The sequence below is a fragment of the Rahnella sp. AA genome (genome assembly GCF_002834385.1).
Classification (GTDB): domain Bacteria; phylum Pseudomonadota; class Gammaproteobacteria; order Enterobacterales; family Enterobacteriaceae; genus Rahnella.
Window position 1 is genome coordinate 1 of record NZ_PITQ01000020.1, and the last position, 16,404, is coordinate 16,404.

The window sequence follows — 16,404 nt, forward strand, 5'->3', positions numbered from 1 at the left end:
TGTTAAAGAGCAGTGAGTTACGCGCTTTCGCTTGCTAACTCGAGGTGGCGTATATTACGCTTTCCTCATTCAGTGTCAACCGTTTATTTCATCCGGTTGCCGCTGTTTTTAATCTTTCCGACCCGGTCACTTCGTGATGTTGTTCACGTTGTTCCCTGTCGATGGAGCGGCATTATAGGGATCCGAATTTTTTGCACAAGCCTTTTTTTGAATAAAAGGATCGACTGCGTGTTTTTCGACCCTTTCGCGGAGATCTCGTCCGATCCGCTGGTTTTGGCACCGTTCTTACCGCCCCTGAATTGGTATTTCCCGCAGCCAGGACTATATTGCCAAGGTTAAAACTCAATTATGAGGTACTTACCTATGTCTCAGGCTTTGCGCTCTTATCAGGGGTTAACGCCAACATTGGGCGAAAGGGTGATGGTGGATCCTTCCAGTGTTGTTATCGGGGATGTCGATCTCGCGGATGATGTCAGTATCTGGCCGCTGGTTGTCATACGCGGTGATGTAAATAGTGTGTCAGTAGGTTGCAGATCGAATGTGCAGGATGGCAGCGTGCTGCATGTGACTCATCATTCCCGCCAGAATCCTGAAGGGCACCCTCTTATTATTGGCGAAGACGTCACGGTCGGGCATAAAGCAATGCTGCATGGTTGTACGATCGGAAGCAGGGTTCTGGTAGGAATGGGATCAATACTGCTGGATGGAGCAATCATAGAAGATGATGTGATGATTGGTGCAGGGAGTCTGGTTCCCCCAGGAAAGCGGCTCGAAAGTGGCTATCTCTATTTAGGAAGCCCGGTTAAGCAGATCCGCGAACTGACCGCCGATGAACTTGCGGGGCTGACCTACTCTTCAAATAACTATGTCACATGGAAAGATGTCTATCTGGCGAGTAAATAGTTAACGAGCCTGGACAGCTTATGCAACAAGGCTGTTCAGGCTCTTTCAGTTAGCCCAGTAAATCTTGTTTTAACTGCGCCAGCACGGGTTCAATTTCCGGCATAATACCGTGCCATAAATAGAAGGCGTGAGCGGCCTGTCCCACCAGCATTCCCAAACCATCAGCATAATGCGTCACACCGTTGTCTTTCACCCACTGAAGAAAAGGCGTCAGACCGGCCTGATAATACATATCGTAAACGCGCGTCTGTGCAGTGAAAACCTGCTCAGAGATTGCCGGGATTTCACCATTAATACCTGATGCCGTCGCATTGATAATCAGATCGAATTTCTCGCTGGCCAGATCGCTGAACGCAAGAGCCCGGATATCACCTTTGCTCTCGAATATATGACTGAGATGTTGTGCACGTTCAAAAGTACGGTTCGTGACGACAACAGAGCATCCGTAGGATAAAAGCGGAAGGATCACTCCCCGCGCAGCTCCGCCAGCGCCTATCAGCAATACCCGATCGCCGGGCTGAATAAGCGCCAGACGTTCCAGATCACTCAACATTCCTATGCCGTCGGTGTTATCCCCGAGCAGTCTTCCGTCTTCAAGTTTTTTGAGAGTATTTACAGCGCCAGACATCGCCGCGCGGTCGGTAAGTTCATCCGATTCAGCAAATGCCCGCTCTTTGAAAGGCACGGTAATGTTTGCCCCGCTGGCACCTTTTTCAAAAAAGGATCGCAGCGTTTCTTCAAACTCTTCATTTGGCGCCAGCATTGTTCCATAACTGTGTTCAAGCCCTGTCTGGCTGGCAAACAATGCATGAATACGGGGGGATTTGCTGTGACTGATTGGATTACCGAATACCGCGAAAGAGGGCATGACTTTCGTTCCTTAACCTTGACGAATGAGATCGCCGGTGAGGGCATCCCTGATTTCAGATGGGTTTTCTCTTCCACCCACCTGGCCGTTAAGCACGGGGAAATCCTCACCAAACTGGAGACGGACTTCATCAGCAAATCGGCAGGGCTCCAGGCCATTCAGGTTCGCGCTGGTGGAAACCAACGGTTTTCCAAATTGCTGGCAGAGCTCTTTAACCAGCGGGTGATCGGTTACGCGGACCGCCAGCGACGAGAAGCGCCCCGTCAGCCAGTCAGGCGTAGAGGGTTTTGCAGGCATCACCCAGGTCACCGGTCCAGGCCAAAGCGACAAGATATGTTCGAGTTGCTGATGGGTTAATGATGAATCATCAATATAAGGGAGAAGTTGCTGATAGTTATCGGCGATTAAAATCAGCCCTTTATCTTTAGGACGTTTTTTAAGAGCCAAAAGAGACTCAACCGCCTGCTCGCTGTCAGGATCACAACCTAACCCGAATACGGCCTCAGTCGGATAAGCGATAACCTGCTGTTGATCTAATGCTTCAAGTACCTTTGCAAGTGAGTTTTCTGCTTCTTTATTCATTTTCTTCGTTATCTTTTATTTCTACGGCTTTGCCGCACAGTTTACTGGCACAAAATAGTTTTATACCCTGCGCCGTTTTCTTTTCCATCAATAAAGGATATTGGCAGTGCGCGCACTCGCCGGCAACGGGCTTATTATTGATGGCAAACTGGCAGTCCGGATAGCGGTCGCAGGCGTGAAAAACCTTACCAAAGCGAGACTTACGCTGCAGCAGATGTCCTTTACCGCATTGCGGACAACCGAGGCTGGTTTCTTCGGGTTTATCGATGACTTCAATATGGTCGCATTCCGGATACTCGCTGCACCCGATAAACATCCCATAACGTCCCTGGCGAAGCACCAGCGTGGCGCTGCATTTAGGACATAACTGCCCGTCCAGAATTTTCACAATATGCCCGTCGGCCCGTGATTTCAGGGGGCGGATATATTCGCACTGTGGATAGGATGAACAGCTGAGAAAAGGGCCGTGGCGACCACTACGGATCACCAGTTCGGCCCCGCATTCCGGACAGGATTCATTTTGCTTCTCAGCAAAAAGTGCTGCTTTTGTCATATGTTACGTTTTACCTGTTATCTCTTAATGCAGATAACCTTCATTAACTTCAAATAACAGCTCTTCCATTTGCTGATATGCACTTTCATATCCGGGAATATTAAAAAGAACCATCAGCACCACCCACTTAAGATCCTCAAGATCGAATTCTTCAGTGTCCAGAGCCATAACACGATCGATAACCATTTCCCGGGTATCGAAGTTCAAAACCTTTATCTGTTCCAGGAACAACAAAAAGCCACGACAACTGCTATCTAACCGGCTCGTTTCCTCGTCGGTGTAAACACGTAATGCTGAAGGATCTGAATCCAGCATATAAGATGGGGTTCCACCCTCTTGCATATCCGCAAGTTTTTCAAGCCAATTCAGCGCATTGTGAATATCGGCCCGGTGAAAACCAGCCTCGGTCAAGTCATCCGTTAACCTATCCTCGTCAACATTCATCTCCGCTTCGTTGTGAATGTAAGTTTCAAATAAGTACATTAGTACGTCGAACATGGCTTGCCCTCTTAATTCGGACATAGCCGCCGGATACAGCTGCGATCCATCCTGCTAACTCCAGCTCGAGTAGTTTACCTACCACTTCTGGCACAGGTTGGCCGGCACGTTCGGCGACGACGTCAACAGATGTCACCTCATATTCTACGTTAGCCAACACATCAGCAAATGGCAATTCAACTTCGTATTCTTGCGCACAAATAATCGCCTCTGGTGTCCTGTTTCCCTTATCAGGAGGCCTTTCTGACTGTTTTGGTGTCCGGATATTTGGAAACCAGGTTAAGCCGCTGCCAATATGCTCGGCAATATCGTTAGGCTCAGTCACCAGATAAGCTCCTTGCTGAATCAGCCAATGCGTCCCTTTTGACGTCGGGCTGCCTAATGGCCCAGGCAGTGCAAAGACTTCCCTTCCCTGCTCCAGGGCATAGCGTGCAGTAATTAATGAGCCACTGCGAAGCGTTGCCTCAACAACAAGCACGCCCGCGCTCAATCCACTGATAATGCGATTCCGGCGGGGAAAATTTGCCGCCAAAGGCGGAGTTGTCACTAAGTGCTCTGAAACCAACGCCCCTCCCTGCCCGATAATCTGATCTGCCAGCGCCGAATGATGGGATGGATAACGCTTCATCAAACCGCTGCCCAACACTGCAATCGTTTTGCCCTGTGCTTCAAGTGTGGCTTTGTGGCTGACACCATCTATCCCGGCAGCTAGACCGCTGGTTACAGTAAACCCGCTGTTAACCAGTCCGCCCGCAAAAACCTGCGCATATTGTTCTCCGTAATGGGTGTAATCGCGGCTGCCAACCACTGCTATTTGCGGCGACAACAGCAAATCAGCGGCTCCTTCAACAAATAAAACCAGAGGCGGCGATGATATTTGTGTGAGCAGAGGAGAATAAAACTCACTGCCGAATATAATGAGGTGGCAATTATTTCCGTCGAGCCACTTTAGCGAAGCCGATAACCATTGCTGATTAATATGCTGAAAATCTGCGATTTGTTCAGGTAAGAGCCCACACCCCGCTAACGCTGACGGTGAATAAGCACCACTGCAAAATAATACCTCAATGATCCCATCCACGCGGGCAGCATCCAGACGTTTCACGGCCGACAACCTTATCCATACTTCCTGTAATGTCATTATCTCTTCCCTGTTCGATGCCTTTCAGCAACGGATCCAATTGGCAGACGATGCTGTCAATCGGGACAGGAAATGTCTAGAATAGAGTCTATATATCTTCAATCAATTGAATAAAGATCCAGAAAAATATGTCCGTATTACAGATATTACATTTCCCAGACGAGCGGCTTCGCATTACTGCAAAACCGGTCAAAGAAGTTAACGCCGAAATTCAGCAGATCGTGGATGATATGTTTGAAACCATGTATGCAGAAGAAGGCATTGGCCTGGCTGCAACTCAGGTAGACATTCATCAACGGATTATCGTTATCGATGTCTCTGAAAATCGCGACGAACGCCTGGTTCTCATCAACCCGGAGCTGCTGGAAAAAAGCGGCGAAACCGGTATTGAAGAAGGCTGCCTGTCGATCCCGGATCAACGTGCGCTTGTGCCACGCGCTGAGAAAGTGAAAGTCCGCGCTCTGGATCGTGAGGGTAAAACCTTCGAGCTGGAAGCTGATGACTTACTGGCGATTTGCATCCAACATGAAATGGATCATCTGGTGGGTAAATTATTCGTGGATTACTTGTCGCCACTGAAACGTCAGCGTATCCGCCAGAAGATGGAAAAAATGGCCAAGCTGAACGCACGGGCTGACTAATATTCGAGTAACACAGGACACTGCTTTGCGGATCATATTTGCCGGTACCCCAGACTTCGCAGCGCGTCATCTTGACGCGCTTTTGTCATCAGAACATCAGGTTGTGGGTGTATTCACCCAACCCGACCGCCCGGCCGGCCGTGGTAATAAGCTGACTGCAAGCCCGGTAAAAACGCTGGCACTGGCTCATGATATTCCCGTGTTTCAGCCGAAATCTTTGCGCCCTGAAGAAAACCAGTCATTAGTGTCCGATTTGGAAGCTGATGTGATGGTGGTCGTGGCTTATGGCCTGATTCTGCCTAAAGCTGTACTGGATATGCCTAAACTGGGCTGTATTAACGTGCACGGTTCCTTGTTGCCACGCTGGCGTGGTGCCGCGCCAATTCAGCGTTCTTTATGGGCGGGCGATGCCAAAACCGGTATCACCATCATGCAGATGGATGTTGGCCTGGATACCGGCGACATGATGCATAAAGTGGAATGCGACATTCTTCCGGAAGATACCAGCGCCTCGTTGTACAACAAGCTGGCAGAGTTGGGCCCGGAAGGTATGCTTGAAACACTCGGGCAGTTGGCGAACGGCACGGCTCAACCAGAAGTTCAGAACGAAGAACTCGTTACGTATGCGGAAAAGCTGAGCAAAGAGGAAGCACGCTTAGACTGGACGCTTTCCGCTGACCAGCTGGAACGCTGCATACGTGCATTTAATCCGTGGCCAGTCAGTTTCTTTATGATTGATGACCAGCCCGTAAAAGTCTGGTCAGCTGAAAGTTTGCCTGCAAGCCACAGTACCCTGCCCGGCACGATTGTTTCTGCGGATAAAAAAGGGATCCAGGTTGCTACCTCTGACGGCATTCTGAATATCACCCAACTGCAACCTTCAGGTAAAAAAGCAATGTCTGCACAGGATTTGCTGAACTCTCGTCGTGAATGGTTTATCGAAGGTTCTCGTTTAGCCTGAGCCTTCCGACTACGCCCGATATTTCGTCGGGCCTTATCTCTTTGATAATGCTGATCCATTCAGCCATTTGAACAATGAAAACAGCCTATAATATCCGTAGTATTGCAGCTCAAGCCATCAGCCAGGTTTTAGACAAAGGTCTGTCTTTGTCGACGGTCCTTCCAGGTCTGCAGAAAAATATTTCAGATAAAGATCGCGGGTTATTGCAGGAACTATGTTTCGGCACGCTGAGGGTATTGCCTCAGCTCGAATGGTGCCTGCAGCAACTCATGGCAAAACCGTTGACGGGAAAGCAACGGACGCTGCATTACTTACTAATGGTTGGCCTGTATCAGCTGATTCATACGCGTATTCCTGCTCACGCAGTGTTGGCAGAAACGGTCGATGGTGCTGTGGCACTAAAGCGTCCTCAGCTAAAAGGCCTGATCAACGGCGTTCTCCGGCAGTTCCAGCGTCAGCAGGAAGAACTGCTGCAACGGATGGCTAATAACGATAGCCGCTATCTCCATCCGAGCTGGCTTCTTACCCGCCTGAAGAAAGCTTACCCCGACGCCTGGGAAAGCATTGTTGATGCCAATAATCAAAGACCGCCAATGTGGCTGCGCGTAAATCGCAGACACCATACCCGCGACGACTATCTTCGTTTATTGAATGAAGCTCAGATTGAAGCCGTTCCACACCCTGAGTATCCGGATGCATTGCGTCTGATCACGCCTTGTCAGGTCAGCCTGCTTCCCGGATTTGCAGAAGGATGGGTTACGGTTCAGGACGCTTCTGCACAAGGCAGCGTTGATCTGCTGGATCCGCAGGATGGCGAGACGATCCTCGATTTGTGCTGCGCGCCTGGCGGCAAAACGACCCACATACTGGAAGCAGCGCCTAAATCTCATGTGCTGGCTGTGGACGTGGATGAACAACGCCTGAAGCGTGTTCATGAGAACCTGCAGCGTTTAAAACTCAATGCGGAAGTGAAACAAGGCGATGGCCGTGATCCACAGGCCTGGGCTGGCGACCGTATTTTTGACCGTATTCTGCTGGATGCACCCTGTTCGGCGACCGGCGTTATCCGCCGGCATCCCGACATAAAATGGCTGCGCAGGGATAGCGATATTGCTGAGCTTGCGGGCTTGCAAAAAGAGATCCTTGAAGCAGTGTGGCCACGCCTTAAAAGCAAAGGTGTAATGGTTTATGCGACATGTTCAGTTTTGCCCGAAGAAAACTGCCTGCAAATAGCGGAATTTCTGAAATCCCACCCGGATGCGACGCTGGTTGAGACCGGCACAGCGGAAAAACCTGGCAGACAAAACCTTCCGCACACGGAAGACGGCGATGGCTTCTATTACGCTAAACTGATCAAAAGCTGATTGTTTAGTATTAATGCTACTTATTCAGGCTGAAATCTTCGCGGCCAAGCAGAGAGTCATATGAAAATAATAATTCTCGGTGCCGGACAGGTTGGCGGAACACTCGCTGAAAACCTGGTAGGTGAAAACAACGACATTACCGTTGTCGATACCAACACCGTCCGGTTACGTCAACTCCAGGATAAATTCGACCTGCGCGTTGTGCAAGGGCATGGCTCTCACCCGCGCGTGCTCCGCGAAGCCGGGGCTGAAGATGCCGATATGCTGGTGGCAGTGACTAATTCTGACGAAACCAATATGGTGGCATGCCAGATTGCATATTCACTTTTCAATACTCCCAACCGCATTGCCCGCATTCGCTCTACGGAATACATCCGTGAATCCGAAAAGCTTTTCCACCCTGAAGCTGTACCGATTGACCACCTGATTTCACCAGAGCAATTAGTTACCGATTACATCTACAAACTAATCGAGTACCCGGGTGCATTACAGGTTGTGAACTTTGCAGAAGGGAAAGTGAGTATAGCTGCAGTGAAAGCCTATTACGGCGGTCCGCTGGTAGGTAATGCGCTTTCCTCAATGCGTGAACATATGCCACATATCGAAACTCGCGTTGCGGCAATTTTCCGCCAGGACCGTCCGATTCGCCCGCAGGGTTCAACCATTATAGAAGCCGGTGACGAAGTGTTCTTTGTAGCCGCCTCTCAGCATATCCGTGCGGTTATGAGCGAACTGCAGAGGTTGGAAAAACCGTACAAGCGAATCATGATTGTCGGTGGTGGCAATGTAGGTGCCGGGTTGGCGCAAAAGCTTGAGAAGAATTACAGCGTAAAACTAATCGAACGCGATCAGCAGCGGGCAGCTGAGCTGGCCGAGCTGCTGCAGGACACAATAGTCTTCTACGGCGATGCTTCTGATCAGGAGCTGCTAGCAGAAGAACATATCGAACAGGTCGATGTATTTATTGCGATCACCAATGATGATGAAGCAAACATCATGTCGGCGATGCTTGCAAAGCGTATGGGTGCCAAGAAAGCGATGGTTCTCATTCAGCGCAGCGCGTATGTGGACCTGGTGCAAGGAAGCGTGATTGATATTGCGATTTCACCTCAGCAGGCAACGATTTCAGCACTGCTTGGGCATGTCAGAAAAGCCGACATTGTCAGCGTTTCGTCGTTACGCCGTGGTGTCGCCGAAGCGATTGAGGCGATTGCGCATGGCGATGAGACAACCTCTAAAGTCGTCGGCCGTACGGTAGAGCAAATCAAATTACCGCCTGGTACGACTATCGGCGCGATCGTCCGCGGGAATGACGTCATCATTGCTAATGGAAATAGCAGGATCCAACAAGGTGATCATGTGGTGATGTTCATTACAGATAAGAAATTTGTCAGGGATGTGGAACGCCTGTTCCAACCTAGCCCGTTCTTCTTATAAATTGATGAGTTACCGATAGTTTATGGCGTTAAGCGGGATTCAGTAGAGAACTTTTGTAGCGAAGACGCAACATATGGTCTTTACTTGATTGGACACATTTGATGAATTTGCCAAGGAGTATTTTATGAGTTTTATGAAAGAGTTTCGTGAATTTGCCATGCGTGGCAACGTGGTCGACCTTGCCGTCGGTGTAATCATTGGTGCAGCCTTCGGCAAGATAGTGTCATCATTTGTTGCTGATATTATTATGCCACCGCTGGGTTTACTGATTGGTGGAGTCGATTTCAAGCAATTCGCTTTTGTACTCAGAGACGCACAAGGAACGGTACCGGCAGTCGTAATGCATTACGGTGTGTTTATCCAAAATATTTTTGATTTCGTCATTGTTGCTTTGGCAATCTTCTGCGCAATCACTCTGATGAACAAAATGCGCCGTAAACAGGAAGATGTTCCTGCGGCACCACCGAAACCGACTGCGGAAGAAACTTTGCTGGCAGAAATTCGCGATCTGCTTAAAGAGCAGCAAACACCGAGATTGTAACGAAGAAAAAAGTTGCTGTTGCTTTCAGTTTTAGAAGGGCAGTGTTGAATATTCGATTAAACGCTCAACACTGCCCTCCATATAATTCCCTTTCCCATTTTTTTCTTTTCTACGATAACTTCCCTTACCCTTTAGATTCTTTTCAATGCGCTGCTTAAACAGTGGATCATGAAGAAGAGCCTGCAAGGCATTATCCTGAATGGTCCCTTTTTGGTGCTTATACTGAGTCATAGATTCCTCTGTTCTTAGAAATGCAATAGGCTGCAATGCAAGCGCATCATACTGCGTTTAATTTCCGACCGGTAGTACTTTTCAAAATGCTTGAGCAAATCAGGCCACTTTTCCTGCCCCATCCTCAAGTGCCTCCAAAATTGAGCAGCTTTCACTGGTGTGCGCAGAACCACAGCACGCAGCACTTAATCTTTGCAACGATTCTCGCATCTGAGTGAGTTCTTGCAATTTCAACTCAACCTCCGCGAGGCGCTCATCTACGATAGACTTTGATTCCTGGCAAGTGTGATGCAAGGGGTCAACGCGAATCGAGAGCAACTCCTTTATTGCTTCAAGCGTAAAACCAGTAGATTTTGCATAGCGGATAAAACGCAACCTCTGTAAGTCGTTATCATCATACTGACGATAGCCGGAGGGGTTTCGCAAACCAGCCGCCATCATTTCCTGTTTTTCATAATAACGAACAGTATCTGTAGAAACGCCCGCCAAAGCAGCTAACTCACCAATTTTATACATGGTCACTTACCTCTAAATTTATTCTTCAGCGCTTCTTTGTACTGACCATTAAGAAAGTCGGTATCCATCCCCGACTGCTGCAAACGCAGTTGGAGGACTTTGAGACGCTTTTCAATGATAGAAAACTGAGGATCATCTCGAGTTAGAACAGTCAGCATATGATCTAATTCGATCGCTTCTTTTCGATCCTGTAGCTCAGGAGGCAAATAACCCGCATTTTTGAGAATGCGGTAAGCTGTTCTCAGCTCTTCTGGAACACCACTGTCATCATCCAGGATAAGAGGTTGTCCACTTCCTGGAAGGTTATCGAACTCACCATTTTCCTGAGCCTCTTTAATGTGTTTCTCAACCCACTGGTCAATCAGAAACATGATTTTGCCTCAGCCAAACTGTTAGTTTTACCGTCAGAGCAGCATAGCGCGGAAAAAAGAGAAATTCAGGATGAATGGTACCGGAGGTGAAAAATTTTAAAGTGCCAAATTTTAGACGTAAAAAAACCGGGCAAAGCCCGGCTTTTTCATGCATCTACAGATTATTCAGCAGTTGCTACTTCTGCTTGTGACTCTGCACGATCAACGAGCTCGATGTAAGCCATCGGCGCATTGTCGCCTGCACGGAAACCACACTTCAGAATGCGAGTGTAACCACCGGCACGGCTCGCGAAACGCGGGCCCAGTTCATTAAACAGTTTTGCCACGATCTCGTTATCACGAGTACGGGCGAATGCCAGACGACGATTTGCAACGTTGTCGGTCTTGGCAAGAGTAATCAGCGGCTCAACAACGCGACGCAGCTCTTTCGCTTTCGGCAGGGTCGTCTTGATGATCTCATGACGAACCAAAGAGCCGGCCATGTTACGGAACATAGCCTGTCGGTGGCTGCTGTTACGGTTCAGTTGACGACCACTCTTACGATGGCGCATGACCTTATCCTTCTCAGTAAAACCTTAACCTGTGATCCGGTTACTCGTCAGCAATACTTGCTGGTGGCCAGTTTTCCAGGCGCATGCCCAGAGACAAACCACGGGACGCAAGTACGTCTTTGATCTCAGTAAGAGATTTTTTACCCAGGTTAGGTGTTTTAAGTAACTCAACCTCGGTACGCTGTACCAGATCACCGATGTAGTGGATTGCTTCTGCCTTAAGGCAGTTAGCAGAGCGGACAGTCAATTCCAGATCGTCAACAGGGCGCAGCAGGATTGGATCGAATTCCGGCTTCTCTTCTTTGACTTCCGGTTGACGTACATCACGTAAATCAACGAAAGCTTCAAGTTGTTCAGCAAGAATGGTCGCCGCACGACGGATCGCCTCTTCAGGATCGATCGTACCATTGGTTTCCATTTCGATAACCAGCTTGTCCAAATCAGTACGTTGTTCTACACGCGCTGCTTCAACATTGTAGGCAATTCGCTCTACAGGGCTGTAGCATGCGTCTACTAACAGACGACCAATTGGGCGCTCATCTTCTTCCGAATGAATTCGGGCAGACGCCGGCACATAACCACGACCGCGCTGAACTTTGATACGCATACTAATAGCTGCGTTCTCATCGGTCAGGTGGCAGATGACATGTTGCGGCTTGACGATTTCGACATCACCATCATGGGTAATGTCGGCTGCAGTCACAGGGCCAATGCCAGACTTATTCAGGGTAAGAATAACTTCATCTTTCCCTTGAACTCTCACCGCCAGCCCTTTCAGGTTGAGCAGGATCTCCAGGATATCTTCCTGTACGCCTTCTTTGGTGCTGTACTCATGCAGTACACCATCAATCTCAACCTCGGTCACCGCGCAACCCGGCATGGATGAAAGCAGAATACGGCGCAGTGCGTTGCCTAAAGTATGGCCAAAGCCACGTTCTAAAGGCTCAAGGGTCACCTTGGCGTGCGTCGAACTGACTTGCTCGATATCTACCAGGCGCGGTTTTAGAAACTCTGTCACAGAACCCTGCATTGTGTCCTCTCTTTGGTACTAAGCTTTACTTGGAGTAAAGCTCGACGATCAGGTGTTCGTTAATGTCGGAAGACAGATCAGTACGTTCAGGCATACGCTTGAACACACCTTCCATCTTAGCAGCATCAACTTCAAGCCAAGTCGGCTTTTCACGCTGTTCAGCCAACTCCAAAGCGGCCTTCACGCGAGATTGCTTTTTAGCTTTCTCACGGATGCTGACAACGTCATTCGGAGATACCTGATAAGAAGCGATGTTAACAACGCGACCGTTTACCATGATAGCTTTGTGGCTAACTAACTGGCGCGATTCCGCACGAGTAGCGCCGAAGCCCATACGATAAACAACGTTGTCCAAACGACCTTCAAGCAGTTGCAACAGGTTTGCACCGGTGTTGCCTTTCAGGCGTGCTGCTTCTTTGTAATAGTTACGGAACTGGCGCTCCAGAACACCGTAGATACGGCGAACTTTTTGCTTTTCACGTAACTGTACACCGTAGTCAGACAGACGAGGTTTACGCGCACCATGCTGACCAGGAGCTTGTTCAATTTTACACTTGGTATCGATCGCGCGAACGCCAGATTTAAGGAATAAATCTGTGCCCTCACGACGGCTAAGCTTGAGCTTAGGACCCAAATATCTTGCCATTTTCTCTCTCCAACAAACCTAAAAAAGCAGCGTTATACGCGGCGCTTTTTCGGCGGACGACAACCGTTATGAGGGATAGGAGTCACATCAGTAATATTAGTGATGCGGAAACCAGCCGCGTTTAATGCGCGGATAGTAGACTCACGACCAGGACCAGGTCCTTTAACCATAACTTCCAGATTCTTGATACCGTATTCTTTCACTGCGTCAGCGCAGCGCTCTGCTGCAACCTGAGCTGCGAACGGAGTGGATTTACGAGAACCACGGAAACCGGAACCACCAGCTGTTGCCCAACCCAAAGCATTACCCTGACGATCGGTAATGGTAACAATGGTGTTGTTGAAAGAAGCATGGATATGAGCCACGCCGTCAGAGACTTGTTTTCTTACACGTTTACGTGTACGAACAGGTGCCTTTGCCATTTATTCAATCACCCCGATTATTTCTTGATCGGTTTACGCGGACCCTTACGGGTACGTGCGTTAGTCTTGGTACGCTGACCGCGTACTGGAAGACCACGACGATGACGCAAACCACGATAAGTCCCAAGGTCCATAAGACGCTTGATGCTCAGGGTGACTTCACGACGCAGATCACCTTCAACAATGAACTTGGCAACTTCGTCACGCAGTTTTTCGATTTGCTCTTCAGACAGCTCACTGATCTTAACATTTTCAGCAATACCGGATGCAGCACAGATAGACTGTGAGCGGGTTTTGCCGATGCCGTAGATCGAAGTTAATGCGATCACGGTATGTTTCTGATCAGGAATGTTAATGCCTGCTATACGGGCCACTATGCACTCCTACTATTTATATACGGCAACACCATTCTGAAAAGCCCGTTTTCAGGATACTCAAATAGTGTTGCTGCTTACATACAAAAGATTGGCTGGCTAATCTAGCCAGCTCAACCCAACTTTGCAAGAAAAATATGCGAGATAATCAGCCTTGACGCTGTTTATGCTTCGGTTCTGCGCTGCAGATTACGCGAACGATACCGTTACGCTTAACAATTTTGCAGTTACGACATAATTTCTTGACGGAAGCACGAACTTTCATTTTTACTCTCCGTAACTTCGCAAACTCACCAGATTAGCGGTTATAGCCTTTCAGGTTTGCTTTCTTCAATGCAGACTCGTACTGACTTGACATCATCAGAGTTTGCACTTGAGCCATAAAGTCCATAATGACAACGACTACGATTAGTAGTGAAGTACCACCAAAGTAGAATGGAACTTTCATCGCATCACGCATGAACTCCGGGATAAGGCAGATGAAAGTAATATACATCGCACCAATTAAGGTTAAACGAGTCATTACTTTATCGATGTACTTCGCCGTTTGCTCTCCCGGACGAATTCCTGGTACAAATGCACCGGACTTCTTCAGGTTATCTGCTGTCTCACGCGGGTTGAACACCAACGCAGTATAAAAGAAACAGAAGAAGATGATTGCAGTCGCATAGAGTAACACATAAAGCGGTTGTCCAGGCTGCAAATACAGCGAAATCGTAGTCAGCCAGTTCCAACCAGTCCCGCCCCCAAACCATGATGCAATCGTGGCAGGGAACAGAATAATGCTGGAAGCAAAGATTGCTGGGATAACCCCGGCCATATTCACTTTCAACGGTAAGTGCGTGCTCTGTGCTGCATAGACACGACGACCTTGCTGACGCTTGGCGTAGTTAACGACGATACGACGTTGACCACGTTCAACAAACACAACAAAGAAAGTCACTGCAAACACTAAAACTGCAACCAACAGCAACAGGAGGAAGTGCAGGTCGCCTTGCCGAGCTTGTTCGATAGTATGGGCGATTGCTGGCGGGAGACCCGCTACGATACCTGCAAAAATAATGATCGAAATACCGTTACCGATACCTCGTTCAGTAATTTGTTCACCCAGCCACATCAGGAACATTGTCCCGGTAACCAGACTCACAACAGCAGTAAAGTAGAATGCGAAGCCTGGATTTAACACCAGGCCTTGCATACCAGGCATGTTCGGTAAACCGGTAGCAATACCGATCGACTGAAACACTGCCAATACCAGCGTACCGTAACGGGTATACTGGCTAATCTTACGACGGCCAGCCTCCCCTTCTTTCTTAATTTCCGCTAACGCTGGATGAACCACCGTTAACAACTGGATAATGATCGATGCCGAAATGTACGGCATGATCCCCAGAGCAAAGATTGAAGCACGGCTGAGAGCACCACCAGAGAACATGTTAAACATTTCAATGATGGTGCCTCTTTGCTGCTCGAGCAATTTGGCAAGTACAGCGGCATCAATACCAGGGATCGGAATAAAAGAGCCGATACGGAAAACAATCAGCGCACCGATAACAAACAAAAGTCTGCGCTTCAGTTCGCCTAGTCCACCCTTGGCACTTTGAAAATCTAATCCCGGTTGCTTAGCCATCTGCTACTTATTCCTCAATTTTACCGCCAGCAGCTTCGATAGCAACACGAGCGCCTTTGGTGACACGCAAACCACGCAGAGTTACCGCACGACCAACTTCGCCTGAAAGGATTACTTTCGCGAATTCGATCTGGATACCAACTACGTTAGCGGCTTTCAGCGCGTTCAGGTCGATCACGTCGCCTTCCACCAGAGCCAGTTCAGACAGACGAACTTCTGCCGTGATCATAGCTTTGCGGGAGGTGAAGCCGAATTTCGGCAAACGACGATATAAAGGCATCTGACCACCTTCGAAACCGCGACGTACGCCACCGCCAGAACGCGAGTTCTGACCTTTGTGACCACGACCACCGGTTTTACCCAGGCCAGAACCAATACCACGACCTACACGCCTTGGCGCTTGTTTGGCACCATCAGCCGGAGACAGAGTATTTAAACGCATCTCTTACTCCTCAACCTTAACCATGTAGGAAACCAGGTTGATCATACCGCGTACAGCAGGAGTATCCTCGCGCTCTACGGTGTGACCAATACGACGCAGACCCAGACCAACCAGAGTAGCTTTATGCTTAGGCAGGCGGCCAATTGAACTGCGAGTTTGTGTAACTTTAATAGTCTTTGCCATGGTTAATTACCCCAGAATTTCTTCAACGGATTTACCACGCTTGGCAGCGACCATTTGTGGGGATTTCATATTTGCCAGAGCGTCGATAGTTGCACGAACCACGTTAATCGGGTTTGTAGAACCATAAGCTTTAGCCAATACGTTATGTACCCCTGCAACTTCCAGGACGGCGCGCATTGCACCACCGGCGATGATACCGGTACCTTCGGAAGCCGGCTGCATGAACACACGGGAACCCGTATGAGCACCTTTAACAGGATGCTGCAGGGTGCCGCTATTCAGCGCGACATTCAACATGTTGCGACGGGCTTTTTCCATCGCTTTCTGGATCGCTGCCGGAACTTCGCGTGCTTTGCCGTAGCCAAAACCAACGCGACCGTTACCATCACCAACTACTGTCAGTGCGGTAAAGCTGAAGATACGGCCACCTTTTACGGTTTTAGATACGCGGTTTACCGCGATCAGCTTTTCCTGCAGTTCGCCAGCTTGTTTTTCGATGTGAGCCATCTTAAACCTCTT

24 protein-coding genes are annotated in these 16,404 nt (G+C 48.9%); 6 read left to right on the top strand and 18 right to left on the bottom strand.

Annotated features, from left to right (window positions below):
* Window positions 1–363: 363 nt before the first annotated feature.
* The gene (locus CWS43_RS26395) at window positions 364–903 is read left to right on the top strand and encodes a gamma carbonic anhydrase family protein (RefSeq protein WP_101080120.1); all 540 of its coding nucleotides are present in this window, start codon (window positions 364–366) and stop codon (window positions 901–903) included.
* A gap of 49 nt (window positions 904–952) precedes the next feature.
* Here the strand turns inward: CWS43_RS26395 and aroE are convergent, their stop codons facing one another.
* The 5 genes from aroE to dprA are packed head-to-tail and all read right to left on the bottom strand — an operon-like array spanning window position 953 to window position 4,545.
* Window positions 953–1,771 carry a shikimate dehydrogenase gene (gene aroE / locus CWS43_RS26400; RefSeq protein ID WP_101080121.1) on the bottom strand — a complete coding sequence of 273 codons (819 nt, stop codon included), beginning with the start codon at window positions 1,769–1,771 and terminating at the stop codon, window positions 953–955.
* A 12-nt stretch (window positions 1,772–1,783) separates the two neighbouring features.
* Window positions 1,784–2,353, bottom strand: a complete 570-nt coding sequence (tsaC, locus tag CWS43_RS26405; protein WP_101080122.1) for an L-threonylcarbamoyladenylate synthase type 1 TsaC — start codon at window positions 2,351–2,353, stop codon at window positions 1,784–1,786.
* Entirely contained in the window at window positions 2,346–2,906 is a 561-nt protein-coding gene (locus tag CWS43_RS26410) for a type I DNA topoisomerase (RefSeq protein ID WP_101080123.1), read from the bottom strand. Before CWS43_RS26410 ends, tsaC begins: the two co-directional genes overlap by 8 nt.
* A 24-nt stretch (window positions 2,907–2,930) precedes the next feature.
* Window positions 2,931–3,404: a DUF494 family protein gene (locus CWS43_RS26415; protein ID WP_101080124.1), complete on the bottom strand. Its 474-nt coding sequence runs from the start codon at window positions 3,402–3,404 to the stop codon at window positions 2,931–2,933.
* Window positions 3,376–4,545: a DNA-protecting protein DprA gene (dprA, locus tag CWS43_RS26420; protein WP_101080125.1), complete on the bottom strand. Its 1,170-nt coding sequence runs from the start codon at window positions 4,543–4,545 to the stop codon at window positions 3,376–3,378. Before dprA ends, CWS43_RS26415 begins: the two co-directional genes overlap by 29 nt.
* Before the next feature lie 128 nt (window positions 4,546–4,673).
* Here dprA and def point away from each other — a divergent pair, with 128 nt between their 5' ends.
* The 5 genes from def to mscL all read left to right on the top strand — a co-directional run bounded on the left by def (window position 4,674) and on the right by mscL (window position 9,489).
* On the top strand, window positions 4,674–5,186 hold the full coding sequence (gene def, locus CWS43_RS26425) for a peptide deformylase (RefSeq protein ID WP_101080126.1): 513 nt from the start codon (window positions 4,674–4,676) through the stop codon (window positions 5,184–5,186).
* Between the two features lies 1 nt (window position 5,187).
* Entirely contained in the window at window positions 5,188–6,147 is a 960-nt protein-coding gene (gene fmt / locus CWS43_RS26430) for a methionyl-tRNA formyltransferase (RefSeq protein ID WP_198555937.1), read from the top strand.
* Window positions 6,148–6,221: 74 nt separating this feature from the next.
* Window positions 6,222–7,511 carry a 16S rRNA (cytosine(967)-C(5))-methyltransferase RsmB gene (rsmB, locus tag CWS43_RS26435; protein ID WP_101080128.1) on the top strand — a complete coding sequence of 430 codons (1,290 nt, stop codon included), beginning with the start codon at window positions 6,222–6,224 and terminating at the stop codon, window positions 7,509–7,511.
* Window positions 7,512–7,571: 60 nt separating this feature from the next.
* The gene (gene trkA, locus CWS43_RS26440) at window positions 7,572–8,948 is read left to right on the top strand and encodes a Trk system potassium transporter TrkA (RefSeq protein ID WP_101080129.1); all 1,377 of its coding nucleotides are present in this window, start codon (window positions 7,572–7,574) and stop codon (window positions 8,946–8,948) included.
* A 124-nt stretch (window positions 8,949–9,072) separates the two neighbouring features.
* Window positions 9,073–9,489, top strand: a complete 417-nt coding sequence (mscL, locus tag CWS43_RS26445) for a large-conductance mechanosensitive channel protein MscL (protein ID WP_101080130.1) — start codon at window positions 9,073–9,075, stop codon at window positions 9,487–9,489.
* 30 nt (window positions 9,490–9,519) lie between these two features.
* On the opposite strand, the gene CWS43_RS26450 is transcribed toward mscL, so the two are convergent.
* The 13 genes from CWS43_RS26450 to rpsE form a co-directional block, all read right to left on the bottom strand.
* On the bottom strand, window positions 9,520–9,720 hold the full coding sequence (locus tag CWS43_RS26450; protein ID WP_101080131.1) for an alternative ribosome-rescue factor A: 201 nt from the start codon (window positions 9,718–9,720) through the stop codon (window positions 9,520–9,522).
* A gap of 99 nt (window positions 9,721–9,819) precedes the next feature.
* A complete protein-coding gene (gene zntR / locus CWS43_RS26455; protein ID WP_101080132.1) occupies window positions 9,820–10,236 on the bottom strand; it encodes a Zn(2+)-responsive transcriptional regulator in 417 nt (138 codons plus the stop codon).
* A gap of 2 nt (window positions 10,237–10,238) precedes the next feature.
* Window positions 10,239–10,607 (bottom strand): DUF1992 domain-containing protein, encoded by a 369-nt coding sequence (locus tag CWS43_RS26460; protein WP_101080133.1) that lies wholly within the window; start codon window positions 10,605–10,607, stop codon window positions 10,239–10,241.
* A 161-nt stretch (window positions 10,608–10,768) separates the two neighbouring features.
* The gene (gene rplQ / locus CWS43_RS26465; protein WP_034793661.1) at window positions 10,769–11,158 is read right to left on the bottom strand and encodes a 50S ribosomal protein L17; all 390 of its coding nucleotides are present in this window, start codon (window positions 11,156–11,158) and stop codon (window positions 10,769–10,771) included.
* A gap of 40 nt (window positions 11,159–11,198) precedes the next feature.
* Window positions 11,199–12,188, bottom strand: coding sequence for a DNA-directed RNA polymerase subunit alpha (gene rpoA / locus CWS43_RS26470; protein WP_002919219.1), 990 nt, complete (start codon window positions 12,186–12,188; stop codon window positions 11,199–11,201).
* A 25-nt stretch (window positions 12,189–12,213) separates the two neighbouring features.
* A complete protein-coding gene (gene rpsD, locus CWS43_RS26475) occupies window positions 12,214–12,834 on the bottom strand; it encodes a 30S ribosomal protein S4 (RefSeq protein ID WP_095923750.1) in 621 nt (206 codons plus the stop codon).
* Between the two features lie 32 nt (window positions 12,835–12,866).
* The gene (gene rpsK / locus CWS43_RS26480; protein ID WP_004929731.1) at window positions 12,867–13,256 is read right to left on the bottom strand and encodes a 30S ribosomal protein S11; all 390 of its coding nucleotides are present in this window, start codon (window positions 13,254–13,256) and stop codon (window positions 12,867–12,869) included.
* Window positions 13,257–13,273: 17 nt separating this feature from the next.
* Entirely contained in the window at window positions 13,274–13,630 is a 357-nt protein-coding gene (rpsM, locus tag CWS43_RS26485; RefSeq protein WP_013573704.1) for a 30S ribosomal protein S13, read from the bottom strand.
* A gap of 148 nt (window positions 13,631–13,778) precedes the next feature.
* Complete coding sequence (rpmJ, locus tag CWS43_RS26490; protein WP_012768118.1) at window positions 13,779–13,895, bottom strand: 50S ribosomal protein L36; 117 nt, start codon at window positions 13,893–13,895, stop codon at window positions 13,779–13,781.
* A 33-nt stretch (window positions 13,896–13,928) separates the two neighbouring features.
* Window positions 13,929–15,260: a preprotein translocase subunit SecY gene (gene secY, locus CWS43_RS26495; RefSeq protein ID WP_014333605.1), complete on the bottom strand. Its 1,332-nt coding sequence runs from the start codon at window positions 15,258–15,260 to the stop codon at window positions 13,929–13,931.
* 7 nt (window positions 15,261–15,267) lie between these two features.
* The gene (rplO, locus tag CWS43_RS26500) at window positions 15,268–15,702 is read right to left on the bottom strand and encodes a 50S ribosomal protein L15 (protein WP_013573702.1); all 435 of its coding nucleotides are present in this window, start codon (window positions 15,700–15,702) and stop codon (window positions 15,268–15,270) included.
* 3 nt (window positions 15,703–15,705) lie between these two features.
* Window positions 15,706–15,885, bottom strand: coding sequence for a 50S ribosomal protein L30 (rpmD, locus tag CWS43_RS26505; protein WP_101080134.1), 180 nt, complete (start codon window positions 15,883–15,885; stop codon window positions 15,706–15,708).
* Window positions 15,886–15,891: 6 nt separating this feature from the next.
* Window positions 15,892–16,392 carry a 30S ribosomal protein S5 gene (gene rpsE, locus CWS43_RS26510; RefSeq protein WP_101080135.1) on the bottom strand — a complete coding sequence of 167 codons (501 nt, stop codon included), beginning with the start codon at window positions 16,390–16,392 and terminating at the stop codon, window positions 15,892–15,894.
* Window positions 16,393–16,404 lie beyond the last annotated feature (12 nt).

Coding starts and splice junctions, on each gene's coding strand:
- CWS43_RS26395 (WP_101080120.1), top strand. CDS start 364: ATGTCTCAGGCTTTGCGCTCTTATCAGGGGTTAACGCCAACATTGGGC.
- aroE (WP_101080121.1), bottom strand. CDS start 1,771: ATGCCCTCTTTCGCGGTATTCGGTAATCCAATCAGTCACAGCAAATCC.
- tsaC (WP_101080122.1), bottom strand. CDS start 2,353: ATGAATAAAGAAGCAGAAAACTCACTTGCAAAGGTACTTGAAGCATTA.
- CWS43_RS26410 (WP_101080123.1), bottom strand. CDS start 2,906: ATGACAAAAGCAGCACTTTTTGCTGAGAAGCAAAATGAATCCTGTCCG.
- CWS43_RS26415 (WP_101080124.1), bottom strand. CDS start 3,404: ATGTTCGACGTACTAATGTACTTATTTGAAACTTACATTCACAACGAA.
- dprA (WP_101080125.1), bottom strand. CDS start 4,545: ATGACATTACAGGAAGTATGGATAAGGTTGTCGGCCGTGAAACGTCTG.
- def (WP_101080126.1), top strand. CDS start 4,674: ATGTCCGTATTACAGATATTACATTTCCCAGACGAGCGGCTTCGCATT.
- rsmB (WP_101080128.1), top strand. CDS start 6,222: ATGAAAACAGCCTATAATATCCGTAGTATTGCAGCTCAAGCCATCAGC.
- trkA (WP_101080129.1), top strand. CDS start 7,572: ATGAAAATAATAATTCTCGGTGCCGGACAGGTTGGCGGAACACTCGCT.
- mscL (WP_101080130.1), top strand. CDS start 9,073: ATGAGTTTTATGAAAGAGTTTCGTGAATTTGCCATGCGTGGCAACGTG.
- CWS43_RS26450 (WP_101080131.1), bottom strand. CDS start 9,720: ATGACTCAGTATAAGCACCAAAAAGGGACCATTCAGGATAATGCCTTG.
- zntR (WP_101080132.1), bottom strand. CDS start 10,236: ATGTATAAAATTGGTGAGTTAGCTGCTTTGGCGGGCGTTTCTACAGAT.
- CWS43_RS26460 (WP_101080133.1), bottom strand. CDS start 10,607: ATGTTTCTGATTGACCAGTGGGTTGAGAAACACATTAAAGAGGCTCAG.
- rplQ (WP_034793661.1), bottom strand. CDS start 11,158: ATGCGCCATCGTAAGAGTGGTCGTCAACTGAACCGTAACAGCAGCCAC.
- rpoA (WP_002919219.1), bottom strand. CDS start 12,188: ATGCAGGGTTCTGTGACAGAGTTTCTAAAACCGCGCCTGGTAGATATC.
- rpsD (WP_095923750.1), bottom strand. CDS start 12,834: ATGGCAAGATATTTGGGTCCTAAGCTCAAGCTTAGCCGTCGTGAGGGC.
- rpsK (WP_004929731.1), bottom strand. CDS start 13,256: ATGGCAAAGGCACCTGTTCGTACACGTAAACGTGTAAGAAAACAAGTC.
- rpmJ (WP_012768118.1), bottom strand. CDS start 13,895: ATGAAAGTTCGTGCTTCCGTCAAGAAATTATGTCGTAACTGCAAAATT.
- secY (WP_014333605.1), bottom strand. CDS start 15,260: ATGGCTAAGCAACCGGGATTAGATTTTCAAAGTGCCAAGGGTGGACTA.
- rplO (WP_013573702.1), bottom strand. CDS start 15,702: ATGCGTTTAAATACTCTGTCTCCGGCTGATGGTGCCAAACAAGCGCCA.
- rpmD (WP_101080134.1), bottom strand. CDS start 15,885: ATGGCAAAGACTATTAAAGTTACACAAACTCGCAGTTCAATTGGCCGC.
- rpsE (WP_101080135.1), bottom strand. CDS start 16,392: ATGGCTCACATCGAAAAACAAGCTGGCGAACTGCAGGAAAAGCTGATC.